General features: G+C 42.9%; 18 protein-coding genes, 1 tRNA gene and 2 riboswitches. Of the genes, 10 read left to right on the top strand and 9 right to left on the bottom strand.

What is annotated here, in order from left to right:
• The first annotated feature begins 1 nt into the window (after position 1).
• The 6 genes from NSS87_RS00555 (at position 2) to NSS87_RS00530 (ending at position 5,908) form a co-directional block, all read left to right on the top strand.
• Complete coding sequence (locus NSS87_RS00555) at positions 2-2,008, top strand: M1 family metallopeptidase (RefSeq protein ID WP_339244217.1); 2,007 nt, start codon at positions 2-4, stop codon at positions 2,006-2,008.
• 11 nt (positions 2,009-2,019) lie between these two features.
• Positions 2,020-2,850 carry a hypothetical protein gene (locus NSS87_RS00550; protein WP_042193082.1) on the top strand — a complete coding sequence of 277 codons (831 nt, stop codon included), beginning with the start codon at positions 2,020-2,022 and terminating at the stop codon, positions 2,848-2,850.
• A gap of 214 nt (positions 2,851-3,064) precedes the next feature.
• A riboswitch (cyclic di-AMP (ydaO/yuaA leader) is annotated at positions 3,065-3,203 on the top strand.
• 53 nt (positions 3,204-3,256) lie between these two features.
• Positions 3,257-3,685, top strand: coding sequence for a C40 family peptidase (locus NSS87_RS00545; RefSeq protein ID WP_042193080.1), 429 nt, complete (start codon positions 3,257-3,259; stop codon positions 3,683-3,685).
• Positions 3,686-4,044: 359 nt separating this feature from the next.
• Positions 4,045-4,186, top strand: a riboswitch (cyclic di-AMP (ydaO/yuaA leader).
• A gap of 5 nt (positions 4,187-4,191) precedes the next feature.
• On the top strand, positions 4,192-4,683 hold the full coding sequence (locus tag NSS87_RS00540) for a C40 family peptidase (protein WP_042183954.1): 492 nt from the start codon (positions 4,192-4,194) through the stop codon (positions 4,681-4,683).
• A 255-nt stretch (positions 4,684-4,938) separates the two neighbouring features.
• A complete protein-coding gene (locus NSS87_RS00535) occupies positions 4,939-5,424 on the top strand; it encodes a GNAT family N-acetyltransferase (RefSeq protein WP_339244216.1) in 486 nt (161 codons plus the stop codon).
• A 127-nt stretch (positions 5,425-5,551) separates the two neighbouring features.
• Positions 5,552-5,908 carry a cytochrome c gene (locus tag NSS87_RS00530; RefSeq protein WP_042183950.1) on the top strand — a complete coding sequence of 119 codons (357 nt, stop codon included), beginning with the start codon at positions 5,552-5,554 and terminating at the stop codon, positions 5,906-5,908.
• 91 nt (positions 5,909-5,999) lie between these two features.
• Here the strand turns inward: NSS87_RS00530 and NSS87_RS00525 are convergent, their stop codons facing one another.
• Positions 6,000-6,287: a 4a-hydroxytetrahydrobiopterin dehydratase gene (locus NSS87_RS00525; RefSeq protein WP_042123209.1), complete on the bottom strand. Its 288-nt coding sequence runs from the start codon at positions 6,285-6,287 to the stop codon at positions 6,000-6,002.
• 228 nt (positions 6,288-6,515) lie between these two features.
• Positions 6,516-6,809, bottom strand: coding sequence for a hypothetical protein (locus NSS87_RS00520; RefSeq protein WP_042131745.1), 294 nt, complete (start codon positions 6,807-6,809; stop codon positions 6,516-6,518).
• A gap of 206 nt (positions 6,810-7,015) precedes the next feature.
• On the opposite strand from NSS87_RS00520, the gene motA reads away from it, so the two are divergent.
• The gene (gene motA / locus NSS87_RS00515; RefSeq protein WP_076286892.1) at positions 7,016-7,819 is read left to right on the top strand and encodes a flagellar motor stator protein MotA; all 804 of its coding nucleotides are present in this window, start codon (positions 7,016-7,018) and stop codon (positions 7,817-7,819) included.
• Positions 7,803-8,621 (top strand): flagellar motor protein MotB, encoded by an 819-nt coding sequence (gene motB, locus NSS87_RS00510; RefSeq protein ID WP_042183946.1) that lies wholly within the window; start codon positions 7,803-7,805, stop codon positions 8,619-8,621. Before motA ends, motB begins: the two co-directional genes overlap by 17 nt.
• Positions 8,622-8,720: 99 nt before the next feature.
• Here motB and rluF read toward each other — a convergent pair whose 3' ends face one another.
• A complete protein-coding gene (gene rluF, locus NSS87_RS00505) occupies positions 8,721-9,422 on the bottom strand; it encodes a 23S rRNA pseudouridine(2604) synthase RluF (RefSeq protein WP_042183944.1) in 702 nt (233 codons plus the stop codon).
• Positions 9,412-11,739: a sensor histidine kinase gene (locus NSS87_RS00500; protein ID WP_042183942.1), complete on the bottom strand. Its 2,328-nt coding sequence runs from the start codon at positions 11,737-11,739 to the stop codon at positions 9,412-9,414. The genes rluF and NSS87_RS00500 overlap by 11 nt, the downstream gene beginning before the upstream one ends.
• Positions 11,740-12,181: 442 nt before the next feature.
• Here NSS87_RS00500 and tadA point away from each other — a divergent pair, with 442 nt between their 5' ends.
• Both tadA and NSS87_RS00490 read left to right on the top strand, forming a co-directional pair.
• Positions 12,182-12,655 carry a tRNA adenosine(34) deaminase TadA gene (tadA, locus tag NSS87_RS00495; RefSeq protein ID WP_218641875.1) on the top strand — a complete coding sequence of 158 codons (474 nt, stop codon included), beginning with the start codon at positions 12,182-12,184 and terminating at the stop codon, positions 12,653-12,655.
• A gap of 112 nt (positions 12,656-12,767) precedes the next feature.
• A complete protein-coding gene (locus NSS87_RS00490) occupies positions 12,768-13,337 on the top strand; it encodes a GNAT family protein (RefSeq protein ID WP_042183940.1) in 570 nt (189 codons plus the stop codon).
• Between the two features lie 108 nt (positions 13,338-13,445).
• On the opposite strand, the gene NSS87_RS00485 is transcribed toward NSS87_RS00490, so the two are convergent.
• The 5 genes from NSS87_RS00485 to serS all read right to left on the bottom strand — a co-directional run bounded on the left by NSS87_RS00485 (position 13,446) and on the right by serS (position 16,764).
• Positions 13,446-14,537 (bottom strand): hypothetical protein, encoded by a 1,092-nt coding sequence (locus NSS87_RS00485; RefSeq protein ID WP_339244214.1) that lies wholly within the window; start codon positions 14,535-14,537, stop codon positions 13,446-13,448.
• Between the two features lie 103 nt (positions 14,538-14,640).
• Entirely contained in the window at positions 14,641-14,793 is a 153-nt protein-coding gene (locus NSS87_RS00480) for a small acid-soluble spore protein P (RefSeq protein ID WP_042183936.1), read from the bottom strand.
• Positions 14,794-14,805: 12 nt separating this feature from the next.
• A complete protein-coding gene (locus NSS87_RS00475; RefSeq protein WP_042183934.1) occupies positions 14,806-15,147 on the bottom strand; it encodes a hypothetical protein in 342 nt (113 codons plus the stop codon).
• A gap of 173 nt (positions 15,148-15,320) precedes the next feature.
• Positions 15,321-15,409: transfer RNA gene (locus NSS87_RS00470), tRNA-Ser, on the bottom strand.
• 68 nt (positions 15,410-15,477) lie between these two features.
• Positions 15,478-16,764, bottom strand: a complete 1,287-nt coding sequence (gene serS, locus NSS87_RS00465) for a serine--tRNA ligase (protein WP_076301054.1) — start codon at positions 16,762-16,764, stop codon at positions 15,478-15,480.
• Between the last annotated feature and the right edge of the window lie 40 nt (positions 16,765-16,804).

Raw genomic sequence — 16,804 nt, 5'->3', positions numbered from 1 at the left:
TATGAAGTCACTGTCATTAAGGTACATCATCATCTTTGCGACCCTGGCCACCCTCGTGCTATTAGGAGGCATATGGGTCTATTCGGGGGATAACTCCACATCTTCTGTTACTAGCTTTGTTTCAAAAGAGGCCAAGTCCTCAAGCGGCATAGCTCCTGCAGCTGCACCACAACAGACACTGCCTGAAAGCGCCCCCGTTCCAGCAGAAGAGGCATTAAGTCAACGAGTTGTCGAGTATCACATCGATGTTCAGCTTGTTCCTGATACAGAAACCTTAATCGCTTCTGAGACGGTAACCTGGACACACCCCGGTGTAAAACCGGTAAGTGATCTATATTTTCATATGTATCCAAATGCTTTTGCTTCATCAGATACTACCTTTATGAAGGAGTCCGGGGGAACGCTCAGAGGTGACACCATGCCAGAGAACGGCTTCGGAAGTATGACTTTAACCGATTTGCGCACAACAGAAGGAACATCACTAATGCAAAGAGTGCAATTTGTACAACCCGATGATGGTAACGTCAACGATAAGACACTCCTAAAGGTACATCTCCCACAGCCGGTTAATGGTGGAGAAAGTGTCACGCTTAAACTCCAGTACGAGGTCCAGCTCCCCAAAATTTTTGCCCGTATGGGCGCATCAGGCAATTTCGTGATGGCTGGGCAATGGTTCCCTAAACTTAGTGTATACGAGCCTATGGGCACACGTGGGGTTAAGGAGGAAGGCTGGGATTTGCATCAGTATCACGGCACCTCTGAGTTTTACAGCGATTTTGGCATCTTTAATGTAACGATTGCGGTTCCTTCCGACTACACGGTAGCTGCGACCGGATTTCCTGTGAAGAATGCCAAGCTAAAGCAAGATCAAAAAATATATCAGTTCTACGCTGACGATGTCCATGACTTTGCGTGGGCGGCATCCCCTGATTTTACAGTAGCCGAAGAAGCCTTCTCTACGCCAGAAGTGCCTGGTGTACGGATTAAGGTGTATCTCGATCCATTACACAAAGACTTAAAGGAACGATACCTTCAGGCCGCTAAGGCAGCTCTGACCTACTTCAGCAAATGGTATGGTCCTTATCCCTACTCGACTCTGTCTATTATCGTTCCGCCTAAGGAGGGGAATGGGGCTGGAGGAATGGAGTATCCAACACTCATTACAGCGTTTGGAGCCACAGACTCTTCTCCTGACACCTCACTTGAAAGAACCGTCGTTCATGAAATTGGCCATCAATACTTTTACGGCATGGTAGCCAGCAATGAATTCGAAGAGGCTTGGCTAGATGAAAGCTTCACTTCTTATGCTGAAGACAGACTCATGGAGCAAGAATATGGCATCAAAACGAATCTCCCTCTTCAGTCCAGCTTGGTGACCAAATCAGAGCCGCTAAATTTAGAAACATGGAAATATGCCGGGGCAGAATCCTATAGCCGGAATGTGTATATTCGCGGAAAGCTAGTACTTAAGGATATTGAACGCCAAGTAGGCACTAAGGCAATGAACAGCATCATGTCCACTTACGCACGTAAATTCCGTTTCCAGCACCCCACTACGTCTGATTTTCAAAAAGTCATTGAGAAGGTAACCAAAAAATCATGGCAGCCTTATTTCGAAGATTATATTTATGGTGGTGGTGCTCCTGATTTCTCAGTAGATACGATTACGATTAAAAAGAATGGCAACAGCGATGCTCAGAGCTATGAATCCATAGTAAAGATTACAAACAAAGGGAGCCATTACGTTGACGTTCCCATTAAATTCACATTCGCCGATGGCTCTGCTACAGAGCGGGTCTGGAGCGGTGAAGGAGCAGAGACTACCTTCCAATTGTTAAGCGATAAGCTTCTGCTCTCTGCTGAGGTTGATCCTGAGCATACCATTCTGTTAGAAAACAAGCATCTTAATAACTTCAGACTGGCGGAAATAGAGCCGAAAACGCTCTCCCGCTGGACATTAAGTGTAACTAAACTAGTTGAAACCGTGCTCGGAACTCTTGTCTGGTGAGGTGAATGATTGTGAGAACATCGATAACCCGCGGCTGGCAAAGCATGAAGGAGCAATTTTATATTCTGATTCTGCTCTTCATCTACCGACTGCTCTGGGGCTACTTTATGTACGGCTTCATCCGGTCTGCTATCGTTCCAATTCTACTGCGTTATCCAGATAAAGACGCTGGAGGCAGCGGAATGGGCAGACTACTCTATTATGTCGAAGGGCAGTTCAACTTGAACACAGATCCTGCGATACGTACTTGGTTATGGATGTTCCTAGGGCTTGTTGTCTTACGACTGCTACTCTCCCCCTTCATAAGGGCAGGATTACTGCATGAACTCCATCAGGAGCGAAAAGGAGAGCGTGGCCTGTTCTTTTTTCCAGGTATGAAGCTTTATGGATTTCCAGTGTTTATCTTCAGTCTAATCGAATGGGCGCTGGCTCTACTTCCGTTATACTGGCTTGCTCCAAAAATGTACGGGCTATTCTTGTCCTCCTTTCTGAACTACTCTTTGTTACTTCATCTAGTTCCATACGTATTGGCATGGCTTATATACATCTTTATCGTGCGCCTGTTCCTTCTATATATGCAGTTTGGGTATACCAGCGGCACGGGGATGTTCTCCTCCTTATTCATTTGCTTGAAGTCGCTGATTCCGGCAATAGGAATTTCAATCATACTTGGTGCAGCAGGCCTGATCCTTTTGCTAGTGTGCGGAATAACGGGTATCTTCTGTCCTGGCCTACCAGCACTTCTTATTCGTCAACTTTCATCACTGCCCTCAACACTCTTCAAAATGTGGGGAATTTCAGCTCAATATCATCTATGGCACAGTAAAGCATTTCCACAATAATTTGAAGCATTACAGAACATAATATAAGAGTCCCGGTTCCTGAATCAGGAGCTGGGACTCTTTCGCGTTATAGACAAATTATGAGGATTTGCAAAATCGTAAAGACTTTGTTACAATAAGTCCTGTTCCATTGGTAACAAGTTTGTAATCATTTGAAACGATTTCTACATAACTTCATGTATTTGTCGTAGTCATGTCGATAAGTCACTATCTGGTGCATAAAACGCCGAATTCCTTGCACCGGGAAGTGGGGGAACCATATTTTGGGTGAATTGATCTCGCTTTGCAGTGATCATAGGGGAACCTTCTACCGAATCCTTAAGCTAACCTCACAGGCATTGGAAGGGGTACAATTTTTTTGAAGAATTTAAGAAAAGCATGCGTCGCTGCGGCGCTAGGACTTGTGATGGCGTTCTCTATTGGTGGAGGAAGTGCCTTTGCAGATTCTAAGATGGACAGTGTTATTTCAAAGACAATTGGAGTTGCCTATAAAACCGGAGGCACTAGCACTGCCGGGTTTGACTGTTCTGGATTTACTACGTATGTATTCAAGAAGGTGGGTCTTTCTTTGCCCCGTACTTCAAAAGCTCAATATAATGTCGGAACTCCTGTAGCTAAAAGTAAATTACGTTCAGGTGACCTAGTTTTCTTTAACACATTGGGCAACGGCGTATCCCATGTCGGCATTTATGTTGGAAACGGAAAATTCGCACAATCATCATCTTCATATGGCGTGACCATCACTTCACTTAGCCAATCCTACTGGGCCAATCGCTACGTTGGTGCTAAAAGAGTAATGAGTACTTCCTCATATCAAGCTATAGCCTACGATTAATACTTCCCCACAACTATAACCTCACAATTACATTATATAGACCTGGGTTTGATTATTGACTTAATCGAATCCAGGTTTTCTTTTGCCTTATTATATTCTTTACACCTCTTGAACGGACTTTAAACACTTTTATTTGATAAAAATTTCAATAAATATAAAAATTAGTTTAATATTATCGCTTACATATGCATTTTGTCTTTAAAAAAACGAATTTTTCTGCATGATTATGTTAAAAACGATTGCCAAGCGGCACTCTGTTTGTTACAATAACTGCAGTAAGATTTTAGTAACATTTTTGTAATCATTAAGTTGTTATTTACAAAGGTTTTGTCATGTATTGATTACAAGCTATTCCTAATCAACAGTATCAGCCGAGTTTCCTAACTATTAGGAAAACGGGGGAACCAACTTTGGGTGAATTGACCTCCATTTTTAGAGGGGTCATAGGGGACCTTCAACCGAACCCTTAAGCTAACCTCGTAGGCATCCGGAAGGGGTATAAACTTTTGAAGAAGAAGCTAGCAGCAGCAGTACTTAGCTTTTCCATTATTTTCACCATCGGAGCAGGAAGCGCTTTCGCGGATTCCAAAATGGATAAAGTGATCGACAAGACCATCGGAACTAAGTACGTATCCGGCGGCATCTCCACAAATGGATTTGATTGCTCCGGATTTACAATGTATGTATTTGATAAAATTGGTATAAATCTACCACACCAATCAGGTTCCCAGTATCAAATGGGTACTGCTATCTCCCAAGATGATTTAAGATCTGGAGATCTTGTATTCTTCAATACAAGTGGTAAGGGTGTCTCCCATGTCGGTATTTATGTCGGTGAAGGCAAGTTTGCACACGCATCTTCCTCACGCGGTGTAACGATTAGCTCCCTGAGTGATAGCTACTACGTGAAACGCTACATCGGTGCTAAACGAATTATGAGCACAGATGCTTATCATTCTGTTGCTTCTGAGACAGAAGATAATGATGATGTTCAATAAGTAAATCGTACATAGGCTCTTTTCCAAGATGTTGATTCTTGGGGAGGAGCTTGTTTTTTGTCTTATTTAGTATTTACCCCTCTCAGAATTTGTAAAACAATAATCCTCATAAATTTCTGAGTCGACCATGCCTTTTTTTGTATATAATTAGTTACAAGCATAAACGCCTTCGATGTCCTTATAAGGACCATAAGTATTTAAAGCTAGAAATATAAGACATTTAAAGTCCCCCCGTGAAAGGAGGTCCTTGACCTTATGATAAATCCCTCTGTTACTTTTCATGTAGCGCCTATGGAGACCAGTCACGCGGAAGAGATTTGCAACTGGGATTACACTGCCCCTTATAATATTTACGGCTGGATGCCGTGGGAGCAAATGCAGGCTCTTGGAATCGAGTTCGGTGACCCTCAGCTACGGAATGAGCAATATGTTTCCATACTAAATGGGCAAGGGATTTTGTGTGGATTCGCGCAGTTGTTTCCAATGGAAGGTGTTGTTCGCTTGGGGATTGGTATGCGCCCTGATCTATGCGGTCAAGGTCTAGGAAAAATATTCATGGATGCAATTGTGCAAGCAGCCTTGTTTCGTTATCCTGAGCGTGAGATTGATCTAGAGGTATTGACCTGGAACCAGCGGGCGATCCGAACTTACCAAAAGTGTGGATTTACGATTACCGATACGTATGAACGCCTAACCCCCACAGGAAACAAACCTTTTTATTGCATGGTCTATGATAAATAATATTAAATTCCATATTTTTCAATGATTTGATGGCATTATCGTTCATTTTTTTGTCACAAACCCTATGATAACGCTTCACCTTGAGCTATAATGTAGGGAGCAGCTTACATAGAAGGGACGAACTGGGATGCAGAAATGGATCATGAGCGGTTTGTTTTTTGCCGCCTGTGCCTTTGCGGTAGTACTTATGTTTACACTTCCAGGTAAAGAAGAGGTAGCTGAACAGAATAAGCCGACGATGCCGGAAGTCCAATTGGATGCGGCAAAGGCCGAAGCAACCGTGAAAGCCAGCTGTATCACCTGTCACGGCGATCAGCTTCAAGGTGGAGTTGGACCCAGTCTTCAAAATGAAGGCGGTCAGCATGATGCTGAAGAAATCTACAGTATAGTCACTAAAGGACGCGGTCAAATGCCTTCCTTTAAAGAAAAGCTAGCCCCTGAGGAGATTGCAAACGTCGCCCTCTGGCTCTCAGAGAAAAAGTAACAGTAACTACTACCTAAGCAACTAAAAACGCCCGTGCCAGAAGATAGTTCACTATCTGCGCACGGGCGTTTATTTATGAGTTTGGGTGACACTAACGATTTTTCTCAAAGGCTTCATTAAATTCATGTGCCTCTCGAATATCTAGAGCTGTAATACCGTCTTCCTCATTTGATTTCAGTCGTAAAGTCACTGTCTTATAATCAATCGTAATATGTGGATGGTGATCAAAGGCTTCTGAAATGGTGGCTACTTCATCAACGAAAGCAATACCCTTCATATATTGGCTGAACATATATTTTCGCACCATGGTATTCTCTTCCAGCTTCCAACCTTCCAGCTTGCTGATCTGCTCACGCAGTTCTTCTTCCGTAAATAACAATTCGTTTCCTCCCTTACTAAAAATTGCAGTAAAATCCGCAGGTCCCTTTACTCGTCATATTCGTTAAACAAAACATCCCTTAGCTTCTGAGGTCCAAGGGATGTGCCAGGATAAAGGCAATATTTTCGATTAAATGTATTCAAGAATCCCAGCGATTATAACTCGGCTACACCAATTTTAACACGGGCTACTAACTACGGGCAAATTACGCCCCGCCGCCCCCTCTTCTTAAATCAAAACAACAGAGGCTAAATCCTCTTCTCCGACTAAAATATTAATGCGGTGCGTGTCCTTATCGTAGATGATAACGCCGCTCCCCACCTCAATCATAGGTTCATTACCCAGCGCGAAGAAAAGATCCTCAGCCAGTGCCTCCCATACCTCCATCTTGGATTCCTGCGGCAATTCTTGCCACTCTTCCGGATCCATTTCAAAAAATAAGTACCCATCGGAAATTCTTCCGACAGCCTCAGTCAAATCCGTTAGGATTTCACCGTAATCTCTACCATGCTTTACACCCACATGTATCACTCCGTTTTCTCCACAGATGAATAATTACTTACCTTATCCATTATAGCCGAAAAAATGACTTCACAAAAAACGGAATGATGTCGATAAATAAGAATATACGTTATTCGGTTTCGAACAGAGTGCCTTGCCGCTGTTTCAAGGATGATATACGCGGCTTTGTCGGAACACATCTTATAATCTCATGGACGAGGTGCATAATGGAAATTTCAACAATACTTGGTTTAATTTTTGGTCTAGTTGCAGTTATTTGGGGTATGATCCTCAAGCACGCTCCTCTTCACGCTTTAGCCACACCTGCTGCTTACGTTATTATCTTAGTGGGTACGGCAGCTTCCATCTTTATGGCCTTTCCGTTCTCGGAGGTCAAGAAGATTCCAAGTCTGTTTAAAATGATTTTTGTCAAAAAGAAATTAATCAGTAAATCCGAATTAATTACTATGTTCATGGAGTGGGCTTCTATTACACGGCGTGAAGGTCTGCTGGCTCTTGAGTCGAAAGTCGATGAAATAGAAGATAACTTCCTCAGAAATGGCATGCGGATGATTATTGATGGAAATGATCAGGATTTTGTCCGCGATGTTCTCATGGAGGACATCCACGCCACAGAGGATAGACATAAAGCAGGCGCACTCATTTTCTCACAAGCAGGTATGTATGCTCCTACACTTGGCGTACTCGGGGCCGTTATCGGACTTATAGCCGCTCTGGCTGATATGAGTGATATGAACAAATTGGCTGCAGCAATCGGGGCTGCCTTCATCGCAACACTACTCGGTATCTTTACAGGTTACGTATTATGGCATCCTATTGCCAATAAGCTAAAACGACTTTCCAAACGTGAAATTGAAGTTCGAATGATGATGGTCGAAGGTCTTTTGTCCATACAATCCGGTGTATCCACTATTGCCATCAATCAGAAGCTTGCTGTCTTCCTGACACCTTCGGAACGAGCTAAGTTAAATGATGAGAAGGAGAGTGGATCGGGTGAGCAAAAAGACTAGACGACACGAAGAGCATGAAGAACACGCCGATGAATCGTGGCTACTGCCTTATTCTGATCTTATGACCCTTCTGGTAGCCTTGTTCATCGTAATGTATTCTATGAGTGCAACGGATGCCAAAAAATTCGAAGAGATGAGTCAAGCCTTCAGTTCCGCTCTTAATGGCGGTACAGGTGTTCTTGAAGAACGGGCGGCAATGCCATCTAAGAGTCAAGAGGATTTAGGAAAAAATGATCAAATGGATAAATCAGTAACCAAGAAAAATGAACAAACAGAAATGGCTAAGCTGCGGCAAAAGGAGCAAGAGGATTTAGAGAAGCTTAAAAAGCAGTTTGATCAATATATCAGTAAGAACGGCCTTACCGATCTACTCAGTACTAAGCTCAATCAATCCCAACTTATGATTACGATAAGTGATAACGCGTTGTTCGCATCCGGACAGGCAGTAGTTAAAGATGATTCTCGGCAATTAGCAAAGTCCATCTCAACTATGCTGCAGCAATTCCCGGATTATGATGTAGTCGTGCAAGGACATACCGATAACATCCCTATCTCTAATAGCGACTATTCTTCCAACTGGGACCTGAGCGCCGATCGCGCCCTTCAGTTCATGAAGATTTTGCTAACAAATACGAACCTGAATCCACGGAAATTTAGTGCGATTGGATACGGGGAATACCACCCCATTTCTGAAAATACTACAGCTGTTGGACGAAGTAAGAACCGCCGGGTTGAAGTATCCATTATTCGTAAATATCAAGAAACCAAAGAGTTCTCAGGTATTGCTCCTTCCGATGAATAATGGTTATCCTTTTACAAGCATAAAGAGCTGTCCAAAGGTCTTAGACCGATGGAACAGCTCTTTTTTGATACATTGTATTCAAATAAAGACTCTTCTAGGTTATAGAAGTTCGTAGTTCAGTGTAGCTCCAAGTTCTTGCTTCTCTTCAGCAGACAGCTCACGCCATTCTCCTGTTTGTAATGCCCCTAGACGAATATTCATAATCCGAATGCGTTGAAGCTTTCTAACCTCGTAGCCAAAAGCGCTGCACATACGGCGGATCTGACGATTCTTACCTTCCGTCAAAATAATACGGAATACACGCTCTGTAATACGAGTGACCTCACAAGGTAGCGTCTTCTCACCTAATATCTTTACGCCGCTGGACATGCCGGTAATAAATGATGGCGTAATCGGTCTGTCTACAGTAACAACATACTCTTTTTCATGCCGACCTTCGGACCGTAAAATCTTGTTAACGATGTCCCCATCGTTGGTAAGCAGAATCAATCCTTCTGAATCCTTATCGAGTCGCCCAATCGGGAAGATTCGCTCATGATGACCTACAAAATCAACAATATTCCCCTTAATATGCTGCTCTGTAGTTGAAGTGATACCCACTGGCTTGTTTAACGCAATGTAAACCGTCTGGCTTGATGATTCAAGCGCAACACCATCTATTCTCACATCATCGCCTGGAACGGCCTGACTGCCAAGCACAGCAGGTTGTCCGTTGATCGTAACTCTACCACCTTCCACCAGCTTATCTGCTTCACGGCGTGAACAGTACCCTGTCTCACTGATGAATTTATTAATTCTCACGTTGTCCTTCACTCCGTTCATCCTTAATATTAAGCCAAGGGCTATCCGTACCAGCTGCAGGCAGCTTGATCATAACAGTTGTCCCTTGACCCACTTCACTTTGTATTTCCAAATGACCCTTATGAGCCTGAATAATACGTTGGCTAATCATTAGCCCTAAGCCTGTTCCCGACTCCTTATTGGTGAAGAAGGGCTCACCCAGCTTAGGCAGCATATCCTTAGGAATTCCTTCGCCTTGATCTGAAATAAGAATGAAGACAGAATCCAAGGTATTTCTTAACTCCATTGAAATTACACCACCATCAGGCATAGCTTCAATAGCATTTTTGACGATGTTAATAAACACCTGCTTTAGCTGGTTCACTTCACAATGTACGGTGGATGGATATTCAGAGAATGTCGCACTAAACTGAATTCCAAACAAATGAGCTTGACTGTCTAATAGAGAAACCACATCACCAAGGATATCCCGCACATCTTTTTCCTGGAAATGAACAGCTTGAGGCTTAGCCAAAATCAAAAATTCACTTACGATCAGATTAATCCGCTCGAGCTCGGACAACATCAGTTCAATATGGAGGGGAACCAAAATCTGCTTTTCTTGTTGAAGCTGCAGAAATCCTTTTAGCGTCGTAAGAGGATTACGAATCTCATGAGCTACTCCCGCGGCTAATTGGCCAACTGTAGTCAGCTTCTCAGAGCGTCTAAGCAGTTCCTCCATTCGGTTACGTTCCGTCATATCACGTGAGACGTGAATAAAGGAATGCGGATACCCGTCTTCATCACGAATCACTGAGGTACTAACACTCACTTCAACAATTGTTCCATCACGTTTAAGTCTTACGGTTTCAATTGGTGGTAGAACCGCACCACTCTTTAACGCATCAAGCCGCTCTTCCTCCTGCTTAAGCGCTGTCGCAGGCACAAGGTAAGGCTTATTCCCTAGCACCTCTTTGGCACTCCATCCATACAGCTCTTCGAAGGCTCTGTTCGTACTAGTAATTCGGCCGTCCATATCGATCGTATGTATCGCATCAGAGGTTCCATTAATAACCGATTCCAAATGCTCCTTAACTGCTCGGTTCTCTTCCAGTGTCTGTTTGAGTCGATTAGTGCGCTGCATGAGATGAGCCGTCATAGCGTTGATTCGTAGTGCCAATTGCCCTAACTCATCCCGGCTAGTTACCTTAAGTGGAGGCTCGAATTTCCCTTTGGCTACATCGTTGACTTTGGCAAGTATCGCCTGAATAGGACGAGTAACAAATCCAGACAGTATGTAACTACATAACAAGAATAATGTAAGTAATAACAGTGAAGTTGTCAGATTATTAATTAATTGTTCATGAACCACAGATGAAATCACGGAGTAATCCAAAACGACTCCAATCACATAAGCTTTCAGTCCAGGAGATTGGATAGGAATGAAGCTTTTGAGCACTCTTTTTCCAAGCACTTTCGTCTCCAGTGTAACCGGCTTCTGCTTCTCCTGAGCCAATAGCATCGCTGTTCTATCCTGCTCCACATTACCATAAGTATAGGTGCCGTACTTAATGGGACGGTTACCAAGATTCTTATTCAATGTGTCAGTTCCGTCAGCCTTCATACTTGCTGAACCAAATGTTACCGGGTTAAATCCTGTGAGTTCTAAGATCCCTGGATTAGCTTCTTTAGTCTGCGCTGCGATTTGATCGGGATTGGTAATCTTGACATAGTCGCTGGCTGCAGTATTGAGAATAACAGGATTTATGATGTAGTTGCTCTCTTCATCATGGTAATATCCCCACTTTTCAATGAAATCGAGATTGTAGGTTGAATAATCAAAAGGGCCTGACCAAAAATGGTCCATGGCCTGCCCCTGACCCACGGATACCTCCTGATTATCGAACAACTCCAAAAAGGCCAGATACCAGTACCCCCAGTCCTTTGTGGACACCCCAATATCACTAGGCACCGAAGACCTCGCTATTACAATATCGTTATCAGTCTTTACCAGAATTGAAATATTAGACACGCCCACCTTGGAAGTTAGGGCCTTAAGTTCTTCATTCGTCACATTCCTATAGTCGGGGTCCAGCTCTTCGGAGGCAAAGATAGCTGCCATCCTTAAATTATGCGCAATTTGATATTCTACATAGTTAGAGCTATAGTTACTTTGTTCTACAGAAACGGCCATTTGCATAGCGGTTAGTTGCATATTATTAATGCTTTCATTCCGTAGATTATTTTGGGCGGCATAAAGGTTAAATGTCAGGTTCAGTGCTAAAATTAGCAACACCGCCCCAAAAATAATAGCAGATAGTTTTGTCTTTATGGACAAACTGTTTGTTCACCTCTTATCCACTGGTAAATCCTTGCGGGGCCTACAATAAACATCATACCTTTTGCCCTCACATTTGAAAAGACATTTCAATGAAGCGTTCCAATTCAAGAAATATTGAAATTCAAAAGGTCTTTCTCTACAATATACAAGTGTAAATGCCTTCGGCGTCCTTATACGGACGGGAAGCGTTTAAGCGCGAAATATAAGGACAAAGTATAGCGTGAAACTTATACTTTCTTATATTTCAAGAAACCATCCACAGCTTATGCACATATAAACATTTTATTATAAAACGATGTGTACAAAAATGTGCATAAGTAGGCGGTTATCCACAGAGTTATGCACATTTTGTTAAGAACGAATATTTGTTCGTTGTACAATGGATATAAAGGAAGGGAAGATGATCTTGAATATTAAAGCAGGTGAATCGCTAGATGATATGCGAGCGGTTCATGAACACTGGATGAGGCAGGCGATAGCAGAAGCCCGCAAGGCCGAAGCATTAGGGGAGGTTCCCATTGGGGCGGTCATCGTACGGCATGGTGAAATTATCGGACGTGGATACAATTTAAGAGAAACTACAATGGATTCTACAGCTCATGCAGAAATGGTTGCCATTCGTGAGGCCAGCAATGTCATGAACTCATGGCGACTGCTGGATTGCCAGCTGTATGTTACTTTAGAGCCTTGTCCTATGTGTGCGGGAGCGATTGTACAATCAAGAGTACCCCTCACTGTATATGGCACTCCTGATCCTAAGGCTGGATGTGCTGGGACCCTCATGAATTTGCTTGAAGAACCGCGTTTTAACCATCGCACCGAAGTGATTCAGGGGATTTTACAAGAAGAATGTGCAGACCTACTGACCTCATTCTTTCGTCGTTTACGTCAAAAACCATCGAAACAAGCATAAACGCCTTCGGCGTCCTTATAAGGACGGTAAGCGTTTAAGCGAGAAATATAAAACATAAAGTATAGGTGCTAAACTTATACTTTCTTATATTTAAAAAAAGGAGAGACCTGAAATGACCCTTACTTTATATCATACCTCACATGGTATCTATATTTCTCCTCTAGAGCTAAAGGATACAGAGAACTTACTGGAGCTGCGTTTGAATAATCGATTAACACATGAACCATTTGAACCAAAACGCGATGAGCAATTCTACACTTTGGAGAGCCAACAACGGATCATCAATCAGCGTCTGGAGGATGCTCTGGAGGACAAAGCCTATATGTTCGGTGTCTATCTGCTTGATGGACAACTAATAGGTCAAATCACGCTATCTAATGTCTCAAGAGGTGTAGCTCAGTATGCTGATTTAGGCTATTTAATGGATCATCGGATGCAGGCAAAAGGTTACATGACCGCTGCGGTCGGATTAGTTCTCGGCTACGCTTTTCGAGCCTTAGGTCTTCATAGGGTTCAAGCAGCCATCTTATTGCATAACGAGGCTTCTCGGAGGGTGCTGGAGAAGAGCGGATTTAAACCTGAAGGTATCGCCCGCCGGTATCTCAAAATAAACGGCCAGTGGCAGGATCATCAAACCTATGCAATATTAGCCGAAGATATGCTGCCGGATGAACACAAATAACTTTCTACTGACTCGTTCAGGATTAAAAATCTTATTCTTCTAATAAAAAAAGACCCGCATGGGCGTATATCATACGCAACATGCGGGTCTTTCTTTCATAACTTCTTATTAATAAGTCCCCACGCTACCGAATTGCTCCTCTAGTTGATCCATTGTAATTACATCATCACCTTGAGGAATGCCAATCTTAAACTCTGGCTTCTCGTTAATCTTGTCATATTGACCCGTTCCATTTATAGAGAAGGCTACGTTCATGCCATCTTCAGGATCATTTACTTTAATGTCCATCAGTAAATCCTGAAACACAGGGAACCCGTCTTTATTGATTGCTGTATTGTAGTGGAACTGATTAATCGTAAGATACTTATCAAGATCCGCCAAACTCTTATCGAATTCAGTTCTAGTTTCACTTGATGTGATCTCTTCTTTAGCCTTAGCCAGATCAGCATCATTAATTTGCAGCATATCCTTGTATTCTTCCTTGCTCACAATATCAATGATTTTAGGCAGGGCATTATTCACAAAGATGGTGATTGCTTCTTTAACATTATCGTTCGTCACTTGGAACTGAACGACCTGTTTAGCTTCAACACCCTCCGGTAAATTTGCTTCCTTTGGACTAAGCTCATTAAAATATTTTCCTTCATCATATTCCGCTAATACAGTGTCCATCACTTCATTAGAGAACTTTTGCATTTTCTGTGTATCAAGAGCACTTGGATTAAACTCAGCACCCTCTTGCTCTGCCAACGCCTTCAGATCCACCTCTACAAACTTATTTACGATTGTCTCCGGAATCGGGAAGAACGGAATCGATGGAATCTTAACATACAACTTCTCAGTGGTCATCACCATAGGGACATTGAAGCTCATGCTCATATCGCCCTTGAGATTCAGAACCATAGTTAGCTCTGTCTGCATTGGATCAGCCTGATAAACACCGTCAATAGTTATATCAGCGTTCTTAAGCATGCTGAGTACCTGTGTGGTCATTGCAGCAGATTCAGCATCAGCCGTCTCAATGGTTAGGTCATTGATCGAGAATTTACTCTTCATCTCATATGAAGACATCGTAGTCGCTTTTGTAGCGGCTGATTTCAAAGCCTCTTTTGGTGCCTCCTGTTTACTTCCACATCCCGGCAGAATTACTGCTGCTGTAAGCAACAGTGCCGCGGCCGATAAACCCCATTTTTTGTTCATTATTTTTCTCCTCTCCCATGTAAAAAAAATCTCCCCCCACTTATCATAAACTATTTGTAAAAATCAAGAAACACTTCTTTATAATTCTTATTGTTTTTATTTGTTATCCTTGCGGATTATGATGGTCTACATGATTAGCTTGCTTCACCTTTTTAGAGCCAGAAAGTGGTTCTGGTGCAGAAGAATTATGCTCCTTTCTACGCTGGCCATCGTTGGGCTGTGCCCCGGGAACTGGAATACTTTTTGGCTTTGACATTGTTCATTCCTCCTAAGGATTAGTTATATTCTGTAGAGCCTGAGCACATTCGTGAATTTGTCGTGAATACTGCTGTGCTAATAGCTGTACTGCATCACTATGCTCATCAATATGAATTCCACTCTGCTCCACATCAAGCAGATCAACAGCGACCTCCCTGCTATCTACATACCTGCAACGAAAATCAAGTGAGTACCCTTGACGTCCCGCTGCATTAAAATGAATAAGCAGACTATTCGGATCACCATCATCCGCTAGTACATTGAAACTGTCCCCATCCTCCATTAACGCAGGCAGGCGTTCTTGCCAGGCCGAGACAAGATTATGCTGATCTACTTCCAATTGTCTGTCCATAATTATGATCATCCTCCTTCTCTAATACATTGCGGAGAAATCAATCTTTTTATTCTCAATGGAACTAGGTTCATCAAACAATAACTAAAACTGTACCAGTTCAAGCACAACAAAAAAACCGCCTCCAAAGGAGACGGTTTCTATCTGCTTATTTCTTAAAGTTCATAAAGGAATGGCGGAGAGGATGGGATTCGAACCCATGTGGGCTTGCACCCTAACGGTTTTCAAGACCGCCCCGTTATGACCGCTTCGGTACCTCTCCAAATGCATATAAATTTCACATGCATTAGTAATTGTACCATATGGTGCAAAGAAAAAGCAACTATTTTCTTAAATAGTTTTAGGTTGGATCGATTTTACATTGCGCATATACGGTTGTAGACATTCCGGAATCAGAACACTACCATCCTCTTGCTGATAATTCTCAAGAATTGCTGCAACAGTACGCCCAACAGCCAAAGCAGATCCGTTCAGTGTATGAACAAATTCAGGTTTGGATTTCGGATCTTTACGGAAACGAATATTTGCCCGACGCGCTTGGAAGTCCTCCGTATTCGAGCAAGAAGAGATCTCACGGTACATTCCACTCTCAGGCAGCCATACTTCCAAATCGTACGTCTTAGCAGATGTAAAGCCCATATCAGCTGTACATAGCCCAAGTACGCGATAAGGCAATCCAAGAAGCTGCAGCACACGCTCAGCATCTGCTGTCATTTTTTCTAACTCCTCATAAGAGGATTCGGGAGTAGTAAGCTTCACCAGCTCTACCTTGTTGAATTGATGCTGACGGATCAGACCGCGAGTATCACGGCCAGCTGAACCCGCCTCAGAACGGAAACAAGAGCTGTAAGCTACATGATACTTAGGTAGATCTGCTGCTGTCAAAATCTCTTCGCGATAGTAGTTGGTTACAGGTACTTCCGCTGTAGGAATCAAATAGTATTCAGTATCACGTAACTTAAACAGATCTTCCTCAAACTTAGGAAGTTGCCCCGTTCCGTACAAGCTGTCTTTATTCACAATGTATGGCGGCAGCATTTCTTCATAGTTATGCTCACCACTGTGCAGATCCATCATAAAGTTAATAAGCGCCCGCTCTAAACGTGCTCCCAGTCCTTTATAAAAAACAAACCGAGATCCCGTAACCTTCGCTGCAGCTTCAAAATCAATAATATCGAGCTGCTGCGCAAGCTCCCAATGTGATTTCGGAGTAAATCCGAATTCCTTTGGCTCCGACCAGCGACGCAATTCTACGTTATCATCCTCGGATTTACCAACTGGAACTGAATCATGAGGAATATTCGGAATACTCATAGTAAGTTCAGCAATCTGAACTTCCAATTCACGCACTTCGTCATCAAGCTCTTTAATTCGGTCAGATACCGTACGCATTTCTGCAATTAGGTCATCTGCTGGCTCACCATTCTTTTTCTTCTTCGCTACTTCACCAGATACCGTATTACGACGGTTCTTAAGACCTTCTGTTTCTTGCAGTAATTCACGTCTGCGTAGATCAAGTTGTGGAAAATCAGCAATTAAATCCAGTGATTTACCCCGTTTCTCTAAGGCTTGTTCAACTCGAGCGTAATCACTGCGTAATACTTTTACGTCTAACACAAAGTTTCCCTCCTGAAAACAGCCTAAACTCTTTCAAATT

Source organism: Paenibacillus sp. FSL F4-0243 (assembly GCF_037963295.1).
Taxonomy (GTDB): Bacteria; Bacillota; Bacilli; order Paenibacillales; family Paenibacillaceae; genus Paenibacillus_AQ.
The sequence above is the reverse complement of the archived record's forward strand: the minus strand, read 5'-3'. Positions and strand labels throughout refer to the sequence as shown.

Excerpts from the sequence above, each read along its gene's own strand:
- NSS87_RS00555 (WP_339244217.1), top strand. The coding sequence starts at position 2 with ATGAAGTCACTGTCATTAAGGTACATCATCATCTTTGCGACCCTGGCC.
- NSS87_RS00545 (WP_042193080.1), top strand. The coding sequence starts at position 3,257 with ATGGCGTTCTCTATTGGTGGAGGAAGTGCCTTTGCAGATTCTAAGATG.
- NSS87_RS00535 (WP_339244216.1), top strand. The coding sequence starts at position 4,939 with ATGATAAATCCCTCTGTTACTTTTCATGTAGCGCCTATGGAGACCAGT.
- NSS87_RS00530 (WP_042183950.1), top strand. The coding sequence starts at position 5,552 with ATGCAGAAATGGATCATGAGCGGTTTGTTTTTTGCCGCCTGTGCCTTT.
- motA (WP_076286892.1), top strand. The coding sequence starts at position 7,016 with ATGGAAATTTCAACAATACTTGGTTTAATTTTTGGTCTAGTTGCAGTT.
- tadA (WP_218641875.1), top strand. The coding sequence starts at position 12,182 with ATGCGAGCGGTTCATGAACACTGGATGAGGCAGGCGATAGCAGAAGCC.
- NSS87_RS00490 (WP_042183940.1), top strand. The coding sequence starts at position 12,768 with ATGACCCTTACTTTATATCATACCTCACATGGTATCTATATTTCTCCT.
- NSS87_RS00485 (WP_339244214.1), bottom strand. The coding sequence starts at position 14,537 with ATGAACAAAAAATGGGGTTTATCGGCCGCGGCACTGTTGCTTACAGCA.
- NSS87_RS00480 (WP_042183936.1), bottom strand. The coding sequence starts at position 14,793 with ATGTCAAAGCCAAAAAGTATTCCAGTTCCCGGGGCACAGCCCAACGAT.
- NSS87_RS00475 (WP_042183934.1), bottom strand. The coding sequence starts at position 15,147 with ATGGACAGACAATTGGAAGTAGATCAGCATAATCTTGTCTCGGCCTGG.